Genomic DNA, 13,624 nt, shown 5'->3' with positions numbered 1-13,624 from the left:
GACGTCTGAATGCCGGGCCGGCAATTCGGAGTGCTGCTGTCTGCCGATCAGCCGCCGGTCCGCCTTGCCGATCTCGCACAACCTCCTTATGTCTAGTTGCAAGGGGATGGAGTCCCCCAAAACCGCCCGCAAGGGCTGATGACTCCTGCCGCGTGGAGACGCGCGGGGGGAGTTGGACGATTGGACCGACCCGCCGCGCCGCGGGTTTTTTGGTGCCCGAACTCCACGCACCCGAAATTGCCCGGTCCGGCCGGAAGGAGTGCGCAATGGAGAAGGTCTGGCTGGTTTCGAAGCGCGGCGATGAGCCGCCAGCAAAACCATCGTAGCCATCGGTATTCCGAAGCATGAAGGACATTCTCGAAGGGTTGATGTGGGTCATTCTGGGCAGCGCTATCGGCGGTCCGGCCCGGTACTTCGTGTCCGGTTTGGTCGGCCGGCACATCGGCGAGACGTTTCCCTGGGGCACAATGGTGACCAATGTCAGCGGCGCCTTCGCTATCGGGCTGCTCGCCGCAGTGGCGATCGGCGGGACGTTGCCGACGCCTGCCGCCTGGCAGTTCGCCGTCACCGGATTTCTTGGCAGCTACACCACCGTGTCCTCGTTCAGCGTGCAAACGCTGGCACTCGTTCGCGATGGCCAATTCCTCCGGGCCGGCGGCAACGTGATCTTGTCTCTTGTTCTCTGCCTGTCTGCGGTGGCGCTCGGATCTGCGGTCGGCTCTATCATGCTGGGTGCCAGCGTATGAAGCGAACCGAGGAGATCCAGGCCGACAACCAGTCCTTGCCATCATCGCACCCAGGCAAGGCCCGATGGCGGGCAGTCCCTGAGGCCGTGAAGCTCTACCTGATCGTTTCCGCCGGCACCGTCATCGGCAGTGTTCTGCGCGCCCTCGCTTCGATCGGTACCCTTGCCTGGCTTGGTCCCGGTTTTCCCTGGGGCACCTTGCTCGTGAATGTCATCGGTTCGTTCGTCATCGGCTTCTATGCGACCCTAACCGGCCCGGGCGGACGTGTCTTTGCCGGGACGCACCAGCGCCAGTTCGTCATGACCGGAATTTGCGGCGGGTTCACCACTTTTTCGATGTTCAGCCTTGAGACGTTCAGCTTCGTGCAGAAAGGCGACTGGCCGATGGCAGGACTGAACGTCGGCGTCTCGATCACGACCTGGCTCGTTGCAGTGTGGCTCGGCCACATAGCCGCATCGCGCCTCAACCGGTTGGGAGGAGTTTGAACCATGCAGATACCGAGACAGGCAGTGCTTCTGCGCATTTTCATTGGCGAGGATGACAGGGACGACGGTCACCCGCTCTACGAATCTATTGTGCTCAAGGCCCGCGAAATGGACCTGGCGGGCGCGACGGTGTTGCGGGGCGCCATGGGCTTCGGCCATTCGAGCCTGCTGCACACGGCAAAAATCCTCAGGCTTTCGGAAGACCTGCCGCTGATTGTCGAGATCGTCGACAGCGAGGACAAGATCAATGGCTTCCTGCCGGTGCTCGAAACGATCATGAGCAGCGGCCTGGTGACGCTGGAGAAGGTCCAGGTGCTGCAATATGGTGTGAACGAAAATTGACATGCTCCGGCACCTGCGGACGTGCCCTTCGGGTCCGATAGTGCGGGATACGCTATCGACCGCACTGGTTCCGTGCTGCTTCAGATCCAGGACCGATCTCAACCCCTGGCGAGCAAGGCCTCGACTTCCTCCAGCGTCGGCATCGACGGCGCGGTGCCTGGCCGCGTGACCGAAATGCCGGCGACAGCACAGGCGAAGCGGACCGCCTGCAGCGGTTCCACCCCTCTCGCCAGTGCTGCGGCCAGGCCGCCATTGAACGCGTCGCCTGCCCCGGTTGTTTCGACCACGGGGCCGGCATTGATCGCGCCGACATGGTCGGAGCGCTGGGCCGCATGCAACAGCGCGCCCTTCTCGCCGAGCGTCACGATAACCGCGCCGACGCCCTTTTTCAGCAGACTGTCGGCGGCGCGGCGGGCGTCGTCGATGGAGGACACCTTGATGCCGGTCAGTTCCTCAGCCTCGGTCTCGTTGGGCGTGACGTAGTCGCAGAGCGGATAGATGCGGTCAGGCAGGCTTGCCGCCGGCGCTGGATTGAGGATGGTCGTCACCCCTGCCCCGCGCGCGATCTCCAGCGCCCGCAGCGCCGCCTCGATCGGCTGTTCGAGCTGGGTGACGAAGACGCCGGCCGAGCGGATCAGGCCGGCATGGGCCTCGATGTCCTCGGGCGAAATCAGCATGGCCGCGCCGGGGCTGACGATGATGGCGTTGTTGCCGGTCGTCTCCTCCACGAAAATATAAGCCGCACCCGTGTAACTCTCCGGCGTGTCGATGACGGCGCTCTTCACGCCGGCCTGCGCCCACGTTTGCCTGGCCATCTCGGCAAAGGGATCGACGCCAAGGCGCGTCAGGAAGGTGATGTCGGCGCCGAGCCGGCCGGCCGCGACCGCCTGGTTGGAGCCCTTGCCGCCCGGGCCGAGCGTGAAGGACGTGCCAAGGATCGTCTCGCCCATGCGCGGCTGCCGGGCAGCGCGATAGGCGGTGTCGGCGACGAAGACGCCCAGTATGACGACAGGCTTGCCGGACGCCATGCGCCTACTCCGCATCCGGTGGCACGACGCCCTTGCGGAACGCAAAACAGCCATAGAAGCGGCGCTCGCCGGTCTGGATGACGCAATAGGCCTTCTTGGCGCGCTCGTAGAAGGCGTAGCGCTCGACCGAGATCATCGGCCAGGCCTTGCCCTCCGCGGCGTCGATCTCTCTTTGCACTTCCGTCTGTACGGGTGGAATCTCGTCCGGCTTCCCGACGATCTCCATGCGGGCGGCTGCGTCGTCGACGAAATTGTCCAGCGGATAGAGCGACAGCACCGCCTTGACCACATCCGCGGCCGGCGCGTCGATGCGCAGCAGCCGCCCGAGCACGGTCTGGCGCGCCACCGAATCGGACGGGAAATTGGTGTCGGCAATGATCAGATCGTCGCCATGGCCCATCGCCCGCAGCGCCTGGAGCACGTCGGCGTTGAGCAGCGGATCGATCCCTTTGAGCATGGCATTCCTCCCGAACGGGTTTTTGATGTGAAATCAGAGCCGGTGGCCGGTCTCTGCGTCGAAGAGATGGACCTGGTCAAGCCGGGGTTTCAGGTGCAGCGTGTCGCCGGGCTTGAAGTCGTGGCGCTCACGGAACAGCGCCACCATCTCGCCGTCGCCGAAGCGCAGGAACACCAGCGTCTCAGAGCCGGTCGGCTCGACCACCGAAATCTTCGCAGGCACGCCGTCGGGATGGATTTCGAGATGCTCGGGCCGCACGCCGTAGACGACATTGCGCCCGTCCTCCACCTTGCTGTTCGTGGCAATCGGGAACGGCGTTCCTGATATCTCGACGACAGGTTTGTCGGCCTTGCGCACGACACCCTTGAGCAGGTTCATCGACGGCGAGCCGATGAAGCCGGCGACGAACAGATTGGCCGGCCGGTCGAACAGTTCCAACGGGGCGCCGACCTGTTCGATGCGGCCGTCGCGCATCACCACGATCTTGTCGGCCATGGTCATGGCTTCGATCTGGTCGTGCGTGACGTAGATGGTGGTGGTCTTCAGCCGCTGGTGCAGTTCCTTGATCTCGGTGCGCATCTGGACGCGCAGCTTTGCGTCGAGATTGGACAGCGGCTCATCGAACAGGAACACCTGCGGGTTGCGCACGATGGCGCGGCCCATGGCGACGCGCTGGCGCTGGCCACCCGAGAGCTGGCGCGGATAGCGCTTGAGATACGGGTTGAGGTCGAGGATGTCGGCGGCGCGCTTGACCCGCTCTTTGACCACCGCCGGATCGGTCTTCCGCAGCTTCAGCGCAAAGGCCATGTTCTGCTCGACCGTCTTGTGCGGATAAAGCGCATAATTCTGGAACACCATGGCGATGTCGCGCTTAGCCGGCGGCAGATGGTTGACGACGCGGTCGCCGATGGCGATCGTGCCGCCCGAAACGGTTTCCAGTCCCGCCACCATCCTGAGCAGCGTGGACTTGCCGCATCCCGAAGGACCGACCAGCACCACGAATTGCCCGTCGGCGATGTCGACGCTGACATCGTGCAGGACCTTGACCGTTCCGAACGCCTTGGCCACATTGCTGATCGCGACTTGAGCCATTGGCCCCCCTTTCGTTGCGGTGAAGCTAAACAACGCGAACGGCTAGGGCAAGTCAGTCTCTTATAGATAAAAAACCAATTGTCGTTGACACGGCACCTGGTTGTGAGAATAGTGAAAAGTGCTGAGGTTCTGGCCCTGTTCCGTGCGCCGGCTCGCTTGTCCGGACAGGGAAATCGAAGTGTCGCGGGAGGAAAGTTTGGGCCGCCATTTCCAGGAGCCGCTGTTTTTGGGGAACACGATCAGCGCTTCTGTATCCGAAACAATCATCATTGAGATTCTGGGAGGAACGAGATGAAAGTCAGCCTTTACAACCAATTCATGCGCGCGGGAGCCACGCGCCGCGATGTCCTCAAGGGAGCGGCCAGCATGGCCGCGATCGCAGCGGCATCCGGCGCCGGGCTTGGCGCGCTGACGCGCCCGGCTTCCGCCGCAAGCGAGCTGCGCGCGCAGATCCTGCAGATCCCCGGTGTCGGCAAGGGCCAGCCGACCGATGCCGACTTCCAGCAGGTCGGCGAGCTTTGCCTGGAGGCGACCAAGGCCAACGTCAAGGAAGGCGAATTCGCCGGCGTCCAGCTCACCTTCATGGGGCTCAACAACCAGAACCTGCACAATGTGCTGTTTCGCGGCTTCCTGAAGCCGTGGGAGACCTATACCGGCGCCAAGATCAACTGGATCGACCTGGCACAGGCGGATTACAACGCCCGCCTGCAGCAGTCGATCGCCACCGGCACCGTCGATTTCGACATCATCGAGATGGGCGCGCCATTCGAAGGCGACGTCTGTGGCAAGGGCCTGACCTCCGAAATGCCGGATTGGGTCAAAGAGCAGATCGACATGAACGATGTCGTGGCCTATCTGCAGCCGCCGGTCGGCACCTGGGACGGCAAGCAGTACCGCGTGACCGTCGACGGCGACGCGCACAACTTCAACTACCGCACCGACGTGTTCGCCGATGCCGACCTCGCCGCGGCGTGGAAGGACAGCGGCGGTGGGGGTGAATGGGGCGTGCCGAAGACCTGGCAGCAGGTGCAGGCCGTGACCAAGTTCCTCAAGGGCAAGCAGTTCCAGGGCCAGGACGTCTTCGGCTATCTCGACGCGCCCAAGGCGTGGGGCGGCTTCGGCTTCTACTTCCTCGGCAGCCGCGCCAGCGCCTATGCGAAGCATCCCGACGACAAGGCCTGGCTGTTCGATGCCGATACGATGAAGCCGCGCATCAACAATCCGGCCTGGGTGCGGGCGATTCAGGACGTGATCGACGCCCTGCCCTCCGAGCCTGCCGACCAGATCAATGCCGACCCGAACACCACCGCCTTCCAGCAGTTCCTGGCCGGCACCGGTTCGATGGTCACCTGGTGGGGCGACGTCGGTTCCAACGTCAAGACCAACGACTCGTCGGTCGTCGGCGACGTCACCGGCTTCTCGATCCTGCCGGGCTCGGACGACGTCTACAATTCCAAGACCGGCCAGTGGGACAAGCTCGCCAGCGGCCCGAATTATGCGCCGAACTGCGCCTATCTCGGCTGGGGCGTCTACGTCATGGCGCGCGTCGATAGCGACGAAAAGAAGAAGAAGGCGGCATGGTCCGCCGCGGCCCATCTCGGCGGCAAGGACCTGTCGATCTGGACGGCCATGTACCCGTCCGGCTTCCAGCCCTACCGCAACTCGCATTTCGACATTCCGGAATGGGTGGCGGCCGGTTATGACGAGGCGTTCATCACCTCCTATCTGAAGTCGGAGGCCGACAGCTACAACCATCCGAACGCCGCGATCGAGCCGCGCATTCCCGGCATCTTCCAATATTACAGCGCCGCCGAGGACGTCCTTGCCAACACATTCGCCGGCAAGATGACGGCGCAGGAAGGCGCCGACGCCATCGCAGCCGCCTGGGAGAAGCTGACCGACCAGATCGGCCGCGACAACCAGATCAAGCTCTACAAGGCCTCGCTCGGCATGTAGGCTGAAACCGCAGTGAACCGTGGTCCGGCGACACGAAGCCGCCGGACCGCAGCTTGACCGACCAGCCGGTCATGGAAGCCTTCAGTGAACGGACGAGACGCGTGGCTGACCAGACTTTGCCCACGAATGCGTGGCCGGCAAACGCCGCTCCATCCGATCTGATATCGCCGGGCAGCAAGCGGCTCGGCAGGGCGTTGATGGCTATTGCGACGCTCGGCCTGCTGGCGGTGATTGCAATCCAGATCCTGTACAAGACAGAGGTCGACACCATCGGCTTCGAGACCTGGCGGCCGGTCGTCTATGCGTATGTGCTGTGGGGCGTTGCGCTCGGCGTCGGCCAGGTGCTGACGCGCGGCGAAGACGGCCAGCGCGCGCTGTTCCTGCTGCCGGCGCTGCTGTTCACCATAGCCATGGTGATCTTCCCGACGCTGTTCGGCTTCTACATCGCGCTCACCGACTGGAACCTCAGCTCCTTCTCCGGCCGGAAATTCAACGGGCTCGACAATTTCTGGCAGATGCTGGCCGATCCCTACTACCGCAACGCGCTGCTCAACATGGTGCTCTATGTGCTCGCCGTGCTGGTCGAGTACGTCATCGCCTTTGGCCTTGCACTGCTTCTCAATGCACAGATCAAGGCGCGCAAATTCTTCCGCGTGGTCTTCCTCATGCCGTTGATGCTGTCGCCGGTCGCGGTGTCGTGGATGATCGGCAAGTCGCTGATGGAATACCGGTTCGGGCCGGCCGCGGCGCTGGCGCGCCAGCTTGGCTGGGAAAACCCGGCCTTCTTCTCGAATCCGATCACCGCACGTATCTCGATCATGGTGCTCGATGCCTGGACCTTCATCCCGTTCATGATGATCATGCTGCTCGCCGGCCTTCAGGCGATGTCGCGCGAAGTGCTCGAGGCCGCCAGGGTGGACGGCGCCAATGCCTGGCAGACCTTCTGGCAGGTCACCTTCCCGCTGATGCTGCCGGTGTCGGTGACGGCGATCATCCTGCGCATCATCTTCAAGCTGAAGCTCGCCGACATCATCATCACTGTCACCTCGGGCGGACCGGGCGGCGCGACCGATTCCGTGTCGAGCTTCATTTACCGCGAGTACCGCGACCGTTCGAATGTCGGCTACGGCACCATGCTGGCGATGGCCTACCTCATCATCATCATCGTGTTCGTGACGTGGCTGTTGAAAGCAGCCAACCGCTTCGTGCGTAACGTCAATTGATTGGGGCGGCGACATGAGTGTTCAGACCACCGACTATGCCGCTTCCGAAATCCGCTCGCCGGCGAGCTTTGTCGCCAACCGCGTCTTCATCTATGGCGCGCTGGTCTTCTGGGCCTTCATCTGCCTGTTCCCGATCTACTGGACGATAACCACTTCGTTCAAGACGGCGGTCGACGTCACCCAGGGCCATCTCATCCCGTTCGTCGACTTCCAGCCGGACTGGAAAGGCTGGCGCTCGCTCGGCCTGTCGCCGGACTCGATCTTCAGGACCTCGACGGTGCGCGACGAGTTCATCAAACGCTTCATGAACTCAGTCATCACCTCGGTCGGCGCATCGAGCCTCGCCATCGTCATAGGTAGCCTCGCCGCCTACGGCCTTACCCGCTATCGCTACAAATTCGGCTGGTTCAAGAACCAGGATATTTCCTTCTTCTTCCTGTCGCAGCTGATCCTGCCGCCGGTCGTGCTCGCCCTGCCCTTCCTCGTGCTGTACCGCGAAGTCGGCATGCTCGACACACGCATCGGGCTGATCCTGCTCTACACGCTGATGGTGCTGCCGATCGTCATCTGGATCATGCGCGACCAGTTCAATTCGATCCCGGTCGAGCTGGAGGAAGCAGCCCTCGTCGACGGCCTGTCGATCTGGGGGGCCTTCTTCCGCATCGTCATGCCGATCGCGCTGCCGGGCATGGTCGCCGCCTTCATCCTGGCAATGGTGCTGTGCTGGAACGAGTATTTCTTCGCCGCCCTGCTGACCTCGACCGACGCCAAGACCATTCCTGTCATGGTGGCGAGCCAGACCGGCTCGCAAGGCATCAACTGGTGGTCGATGGCCGCCCTTGCCACCGCCGCGATCACGCCGCTCGCCGTCATCGGCATCGCGCTGGAGCGCTATCTGATCATGGGCATGACCGCGGGTGCGGTGAAGTAGCAGGTCTGGCCTTCCCTTCTCCCCTTGTGGGAGAAGGTGGATTGGCGCGTAGCGCCAAGACGGTTGAGGGGTTCTGGACGGGGTGTGATGGCGCCAAGCTGGAACACCCCTCATCCAACCGAGCTTCGCTCGGCCACCTTCTCCCACAAGGGGAGAAGGAACAACCGCGCTAGGCCGTCAATATCGCCCGCAAATGCTCGAGGATCCTGGCGACGCCCTTTTGCCCAAGTTCAGCCGAGGCTTCCGGCGCGCTCGCCGTGTACCAGCTCTTGTTGTCTGCGAAATGAGCGGCATCCACCGCTTCGGGGCACAGCGCCAGCATCAGCGACGTCTCGCCGATGCCGGCATGATCGAACGGATACTGGCCGTTCATCGCGGCCGGCATCAACGGATGCACCTGCACCCAGTTGAAGAAATTGGCGCCCAGCTCGGCATAGTAGTCGGCCATCGTCTCCGAGCCCCACCAGCCCTCGCCGCGCTCCTTCTCGAGGAAGCGGAAGATCGCCTGGCGGCCGGCGGTCTTGAAGGCGAGGTCGGTCGGCATGCCGGCGGCAAAATTCTCGGTCTGGTGGTGGATGATGGCGTGGATGTTGCGAAAGCCGATGCGCAGCAGGCTGTAGAACAGCTCTTCGCCGAACGGCGCCAGCGCATTGCCGCCGACCTGAACCGACCCGTTGCCTTCCGGCACCGCCACCGCGTAGCTCGCCGCGCCGTAATAGAACGGCGGCAGGATGACGATGTCGGCTTGCTTTTCGAACAGCTCCAGCATCTTGGCGACCGCCAGCGTATCCATGCCGACTGCCATGTGCTCGCCATGGTATTCGAGCACGCCGAGCGGGAGCACGACCGGCCAATTCTCGGCGATCGCCTTGCGGATCTGGTGCGGCAGCATCAGTTCATAGCGCATGGCATAATCCTGAACAGACTTGTGCTGGTATTCGTCATGGCAGGCCACCAGCTTGCCGGCATCAAAACCCATCTGGATTGTTTGGTCACATCTTCCCCGAACAGCTTGTTTTTGCTCATGCTATCACCGCGAAAATCCGTGTCCAACGGCCGCGAATGCTTTTGATGTGCCACAGGCATGATAGTGTCGGGGCAAATGCAAATGAGGAAACGGCAGGACATGAAGACACGGCATTTCGACCGCATCGGCAATGGCGGCATCGCGTTCACGGAACTCGGCTTCGGCACGGCGCCGCTCGGCAACCTCTACCGCGCCGTCTCCGACGAGGATGCCAATGCCACGCTGGAGGCGGCATGGCGGGTCGGCTGCCGTTACTACGACACCGCGCCGCTCTACGGGCTCGGCCTGTCGGAAACACGGCTCAATCCGTTCCTGCGCTCGAAAAAGCGCGACGACTATGTGCTGTCGAGCAAGGTCGGCCGCATCATGCGCGCCTGCCCGCCGGACGAACGCACAGGCATTGGCAAATTCTTCGACACGCCGTCGCGCCGCGAGGTCTACGACTACGGCTATGACGGCGTCATGCGCTCCTTCGAAGCCTCTCTGGAACGCCTTGGCGTCGATCGCATCGACATCCTGTTCGTGCATGACGTCGACATCTTCACTCACGGCAGCAAGGAGGCCTCGGATCAACGCATCGAAGAGTTCATGCGCTCTGGCTATTATGGGCTGCTGGCCCTGCGTGACCAGGGCGTCATCAAGGCGTTCGGCGGCGGCATCAACGAATGGCCCGTTGCCCAGACACTTGCCGAGCGTGGCGACTTCGACCTTTTCCTGCTTGCCGGGCGTTATACGCTGCTGGAGCAGGAAGCGCTGCAATCCTTCCTGCCGCTATGCCAGAAGCGCGGCATCGGCATCGTTCTCGGCGGACCGTATAATTCCGGCATCCTGGCAACCGGGCCGAAACCCGGGGCCTTCTACAATTATTCCGAAGCGCCGCAGGACATTATCGACCGCGTCACGCGCATCGAGGCCGTCTGCAAACGCCACGGCGTGCGCCTGATCGAGGCGGCGCTGCAATTTCCGTTGCTGCACCCGTCGGTCGTGTCGGTGATCCCCGGCGGCCAGCGGCCGAGCGAGGTCGAAAGCAACCGGTCGCTGCTCGACGCAAAGCTGCCATCGGAACTCTGGGCCGATCTCAAGAAGGAAGGGCTGATGCGCGCGGATGCGCCGACGGCATGATGCCTGCCGCCCATAAGCATGCCCTCGGTCTTGAACCGAGGGTGCGCAGCGGTTTTGGGATAATGACATGCGTCAGAACAAAAAGCGCGTCGCGTGAATCTCATTGGATGCGACGCGCTTTAGAGCCGCCGCTCCCGTCTCGACACTGCGAGCACCCAGAACGGACGCAAAGAAAAGCCGGGCATGCCCGGCTTTCCTTATCTCTGAAAAGGGTGAGAAGGCGCTTAGTTTACTGCGTCCTTGAGGCCCTTGCCGGCCGAAAACTTCGGCACGGTGCGCGCCGGAATCTTCACTTCCGCACCGGTCTGCGGGTTGCGTCCGGTCGACGCGGCGCGTTTTGACACGGTGAAATTTCCGAAGCCGACAAGCCGGACATCGCCGCCCTTCTTCAGTTCGCCGGTGATCACGGAAAACACCGCATCGACCGCCGACTGCGCGTCACCCTTCGAAATACTCGCGGCATCGGCGACAGCGGACACCAGTTCGTTCTTGTTCATAAAAATTCCCTTCCATGAGAAAACCGGAACGTACGACTCATCCGGCAGGAAACGGACTTTAGAAAGAAGCGCTTCTGCAACCAAGTCGAAAAGCGTCAAAAAAATCGAAAAAACCCCGGAATTCTGGGGTTTTTCACATGAAAAAGCCGGGCTCAGGGCCCGGCTCTCTCTTTGTGCATTGCAACTTTAGCAATAACTAACGCATGACCCCGAAAACCGGTTTCGGTTTTCGGAAAGGATCATGCGCAGACCCAAAGGCGTTAGAGCGTCCTTTGCGCGTCCAATTGGACGCGCGGCGCTCTAATGAGCAAGCGACTTGCCGGCGTCATCTCCGGCGTCCACGGTAGCCGGCGCATTGACCGGTTCGACCCACTCGATCGGCTCCGGCATACGCACCAGCGCATGACGCAGCACCTCGCCGACTCGCGAGACCGGAATGATCTCCATGCCGCTCTTCACGTTGTCCGGAATCTCCGCCAGATCCTTGGCGTTCTCTTCCGGGATCAGCACCTTCTTGATGCCGCCGCGAAGTGCTGCAAGCAGCTTCTCCTTGAGCCCGCCGATCGGCAACACCCTGCCGCGCAGCGTGATCTCGCCGGTCATCGCGACATCGGCCTTGACCGGGATGCCGGTCAGCACCGAGACGATCGCCGTCGCCATCGCCACACCCGCCGACGGTCCGTCCTTGGGGGTAGCCCCCTCCGGCACGTGGACGTGGATGTCGCGCTTGTCGAACAGCGGCGGCTCGACGCCGAAATCGATAGCCCGCGAGCGGACATAGGAGGCCGCCGCCGAGATCGATTCCTTCATCACGTCGCGCAGATTGCCGGTCACCGTCATGCGGCCCTTGCCGGGCATCATGACGCCTTCCACCGTCAGCAACTCGCCGCCGACTTCCGTCCAGGCAAGCCCGGTGACAACACCGACCTGATCGTCCGCCTCGACCTGACCGAAGCGGAAGCGCGGAACACCAAGGTAATCGGCGAGATTGTCCGCCGTGATGTTGATCGTCTTCTTCTTCGTCTTCAGGATCTCAGTCACCGCCTTACGGCCGAGCTTCATCAGCTCGCGCTCCAGGCTCCTGACGCCCGCTTCACGGGTGTAGGTCTGGATGATGCCACGGATCGCGTCCTCGCCGACGGAGAACTCCTTCGGCTGCAGCGCGTGATCGCGGATCACCTTGGGCATCAGATGGCGCTTGGCGATCTCGACCTTCTCGTCCTCGGTGTAGCCGGCGATACGGATGATCTCCATGCGGTCCATCAGGGGCGCAGGGATGTTCAACGTGTTCGCCGTCGTCACGAACATCACGCTCGACAGGTCGTATTCGACCTCGAGGTAGTGATCCATGAACGTCGAGTTCTGCTCGGGATCGAGCACCTCGAGCAAGGCCGACGACGGGTCGCCTCGGAAATCCTGGCCCATCTTGTCGATCTCGTCGAGCAGGAAGAGCGGGTTGGACTTCTTCGCCTTCTTCATCGACTGGATGACCTTGCCGGGCATCGAGCCGATATAGGTGCGCCGGTGACCGCGGATCTCGGCCTCGTCGCGCACGCCGCCCAGCGCCATGCGGATGAACTCGCGGCCGGTCGCCTTGGCGATCGACTTGCCGAGCGAGGTCTTGCCGACGCCGGGAGGTCCGACGAGGCACAGGATCGGCCCCTTCAGCTTCTTCTGGCGGCTCTGCACGGCGAGATATTCGACGATGCGGTCCTTGACCTTGTCGAGACCGAAATGGTCGGCGTCGAGCACGTTCTGCGCGTAGGCCAAATCCTGCTTGACCTTGGAGTTCTTGCCCCACGGTATCGACAGGATCCAGTCGAGATAGTTGCGCACGACGGTCGATTCAGCCGACATCGGCGACATCGTCCTGAGCTTCTTCAGTTCGGCTTCCGCCTTTTCGCGGGCCTCCTTGGAGAGCTTGGTCTTCTTGATGCGCGCCTCGATCTCGGCGGCCTCGTCGCGGCCGTCCTCGCCCTCGCCGAGCTCCTTCTGGATCGCCTTCATCTGCTCGTTGAGGTAGTATTCGCGCTGCGTCTTCTCCATCTGGCGCTTGACGCGCGAACGGATGCGCTTCTCAACCTGCAGGACGGAGATCTCGGCTTCCATGAAGCCCATCGCCTTTTCCAGCCGCTCCTTGACCGAAAGCGTGGCCAGCATCTCCTGCTTCTCGGGGATCTTGATGGCAAGATGCGACGCAACCGTATCGGCGAGCTTGGAATAGTCGTCGATCTGGCTGGCGGCACCCACCACTTCGGGCGAGATCTTCTTGTTCAGCTTGACGTAGTTCTCGAAGTCGGTGACGACGGACCGGGCCAGAGCCTCGACCTCGACCTCCTCCTCCTCCGGTTCGACCAGCACCGCGGCGCGGGCCTCGTGGAAGTCGGGACGGTCGGTGAACGACACGATCTTCGCGCGCGAGGCGCCTTCGACCAGCACCTTCACGGTGCCGTCCGGCAGTTTCAGCAACTGCAGCACGTTGGCGAGCGTGCCGATGTCAAAGATGGCATCGGACTCGGGATCGTCGTCGGCGGCATTCATCTGGGTCGCGAGCAGGATCTGCTTTTCCTGACCCATCACCTCTTCCAGCGCCTTGATCGACTTTTCACGCCCGACAAAGAGCGGAACGATCATGTGCGGGAACACCACGATGTCGCGCAGTGGGAGGACTGCGAAAACGCCGTCGCTGGGAGCCTTGGATATTTTGGCCATTGTCCA

General features: G+C 62.5%; 13 protein-coding genes and 1 riboswitch. Of the genes, 7 read left to right on the top strand and 6 right to left on the bottom strand.

Going from position 1 to position 13,624, the window contains the following annotated elements:
• Window positions 1-93: 93 nt before the first annotated feature.
• Window positions 94-155: riboswitch (Fluoride riboswitch) on the top strand.
• A gap of 189 nt (window positions 156-344) precedes the next feature.
• The 3 genes from crcB (E5X88_RS04155) to E5X88_RS04145 are packed head-to-tail and all read left to right on the top strand — an operon-like array spanning window position 345 to window position 1,573.
• Window positions 345-746, top strand: coding sequence for a fluoride efflux transporter CrcB (gene crcB / locus E5X88_RS04155; protein WP_292158547.1), 402 nt, complete (start codon window positions 345-347; stop codon window positions 744-746).
• Window positions 743-1,231 (top strand): fluoride efflux transporter CrcB, encoded by a 489-nt coding sequence (gene crcB, locus E5X88_RS04150; protein WP_292158545.1) that lies wholly within the window; start codon window positions 743-745, stop codon window positions 1,229-1,231. Before crcB (E5X88_RS04155) ends, crcB (E5X88_RS04150) begins: the two co-directional genes overlap by 4 nt.
• Window positions 1,232-1,234: 3 nt before the next feature.
• Window positions 1,235-1,573 (top strand): DUF190 domain-containing protein, encoded by a 339-nt coding sequence (locus E5X88_RS04145; protein WP_292158543.1) that lies wholly within the window; start codon window positions 1,235-1,237, stop codon window positions 1,571-1,573.
• 98 nt (window positions 1,574-1,671) lie between these two features.
• Here E5X88_RS04145 and rbsK read toward each other — a convergent pair whose 3' ends face one another.
• Genes rbsK through ugpC form a run of 3 tightly spaced genes read right to left on the bottom strand, consistent with a single transcriptional unit; the run spans window position 1,672 to window position 4,150 of the window.
• Window positions 1,672-2,601, bottom strand: a complete 930-nt coding sequence (gene rbsK / locus E5X88_RS04140) for a ribokinase (protein ID WP_292158541.1) — start codon at window positions 2,599-2,601, stop codon at window positions 1,672-1,674.
• 4 nt (window positions 2,602-2,605) lie between these two features.
• Window positions 2,606-3,058 (bottom strand): RbsD/FucU family protein, encoded by a 453-nt coding sequence (locus E5X88_RS04135; protein WP_145720793.1) that lies wholly within the window; start codon window positions 3,056-3,058, stop codon window positions 2,606-2,608.
• Between the two features lie 33 nt (window positions 3,059-3,091).
• Window positions 3,092-4,150: a sn-glycerol-3-phosphate ABC transporter ATP-binding protein UgpC gene (gene ugpC / locus E5X88_RS04130; RefSeq protein ID WP_292158537.1), complete on the bottom strand. Its 1,059-nt coding sequence runs from the start codon at window positions 4,148-4,150 to the stop codon at window positions 3,092-3,094.
• A gap of 291 nt (window positions 4,151-4,441) precedes the next feature.
• Here ugpC and E5X88_RS04125 point away from each other — a divergent pair, with 291 nt between their 5' ends.
• From E5X88_RS04125 to E5X88_RS04115, 3 genes are all read left to right on the top strand, one after another.
• Window positions 4,442-6,106 (top strand): sugar ABC transporter substrate-binding protein, encoded by a 1,665-nt coding sequence (locus tag E5X88_RS04125; RefSeq protein ID WP_292158535.1) that lies wholly within the window; start codon window positions 4,442-4,444, stop codon window positions 6,104-6,106.
• A gap of 101 nt (window positions 6,107-6,207) precedes the next feature.
• Window positions 6,208-7,329 (top strand): carbohydrate ABC transporter permease, encoded by a 1,122-nt coding sequence (locus E5X88_RS04120; protein ID WP_292158533.1) that lies wholly within the window; start codon window positions 6,208-6,210, stop codon window positions 7,327-7,329.
• Between the two features lie 13 nt (window positions 7,330-7,342).
• Window positions 7,343-8,260: a carbohydrate ABC transporter permease gene (locus tag E5X88_RS04115; RefSeq protein ID WP_292158531.1), complete on the top strand. Its 918-nt coding sequence runs from the start codon at window positions 7,343-7,345 to the stop codon at window positions 8,258-8,260.
• Between the two features lie 169 nt (window positions 8,261-8,429).
• Here E5X88_RS04115 and E5X88_RS04110 read toward each other — a convergent pair whose 3' ends face one another.
• Window positions 8,430-9,167: a creatininase family protein gene (locus E5X88_RS04110; RefSeq protein WP_292158960.1), complete on the bottom strand. Its 738-nt coding sequence runs from the start codon at window positions 9,165-9,167 to the stop codon at window positions 8,430-8,432.
• A gap of 219 nt (window positions 9,168-9,386) precedes the next feature.
• Here E5X88_RS04110 and E5X88_RS04105 point away from each other — a divergent pair, with 219 nt between their 5' ends.
• Complete coding sequence (locus tag E5X88_RS04105) at window positions 9,387-10,409, top strand: aldo/keto reductase (RefSeq protein WP_292158529.1); 1,023 nt, start codon at window positions 9,387-9,389, stop codon at window positions 10,407-10,409.
• A 224-nt stretch (window positions 10,410-10,633) separates the two neighbouring features.
• Here the strand turns inward: E5X88_RS04105 and E5X88_RS04100 are convergent, their stop codons facing one another.
• Both E5X88_RS04100 and lon read right to left on the bottom strand, forming a co-directional pair.
• A complete protein-coding gene (locus tag E5X88_RS04100; protein ID WP_006201846.1) occupies window positions 10,634-10,906 on the bottom strand; it encodes an HU family DNA-binding protein in 273 nt (90 codons plus the stop codon).
• Between the two features lie 300 nt (window positions 10,907-11,206).
• Window positions 11,207-13,618: an endopeptidase La gene (gene lon / locus E5X88_RS04095; protein WP_292158527.1), complete on the bottom strand. Its 2,412-nt coding sequence runs from the start codon at window positions 13,616-13,618 to the stop codon at window positions 11,207-11,209.
• Window positions 13,619-13,624 lie beyond the last annotated feature (6 nt).

Source organism: Mesorhizobium sp. (genome assembly GCF_004962245.1).
Classification (GTDB): domain Bacteria; phylum Pseudomonadota; class Alphaproteobacteria; order Rhizobiales; family Rhizobiaceae; genus Mesorhizobium.
This window is presented reverse-complemented; position numbering and strand designations above follow the sequence as displayed.

Coding starts and splice junctions, on each gene's coding strand:
- ugpC (WP_292158537.1), bottom strand. CDS start 4,150: ATGGCTCAAGTCGCGATCAGCAATGTGGCCAAGGCGTTCGGAACGGTC.
- E5X88_RS04110 (WP_292158960.1), bottom strand. CDS start 9,167: ATGCGCTATGAACTGATGCTGCCGCACCAGATCCGCAAGGCGATCGCC.
- crcB (WP_292158547.1), top strand. CDS start 345: ATGAAGGACATTCTCGAAGGGTTGATGTGGGTCATTCTGGGCAGCGCT.
- crcB (WP_292158545.1), top strand. CDS start 743: ATGAAGCGAACCGAGGAGATCCAGGCCGACAACCAGTCCTTGCCATCA.
- E5X88_RS04145 (WP_292158543.1), top strand. CDS start 1,235: ATGCAGATACCGAGACAGGCAGTGCTTCTGCGCATTTTCATTGGCGAG.
- E5X88_RS04115 (WP_292158531.1), top strand. CDS start 7,343: ATGAGTGTTCAGACCACCGACTATGCCGCTTCCGAAATCCGCTCGCCG.
- E5X88_RS04135 (WP_145720793.1), bottom strand. CDS start 3,058: ATGCTCAAAGGGATCGATCCGCTGCTCAACGCCGACGTGCTCCAGGCG.
- E5X88_RS04100 (WP_006201846.1), bottom strand. CDS start 10,906: ATGAACAAGAACGAACTGGTGTCCGCTGTCGCCGATGCCGCGAGTATT.
- lon (WP_292158527.1), bottom strand. CDS start 13,618: ATGGCCAAAATATCCAAGGCTCCCAGCGACGGCGTTTTCGCAGTCCTC.
- E5X88_RS04125 (WP_292158535.1), top strand. CDS start 4,442: ATGAAAGTCAGCCTTTACAACCAATTCATGCGCGCGGGAGCCACGCGC.
- E5X88_RS04105 (WP_292158529.1), top strand. CDS start 9,387: ATGAAGACACGGCATTTCGACCGCATCGGCAATGGCGGCATCGCGTTC.
- rbsK (WP_292158541.1), bottom strand. CDS start 2,601: ATGGCGTCCGGCAAGCCTGTCGTCATACTGGGCGTCTTCGTCGCCGAC.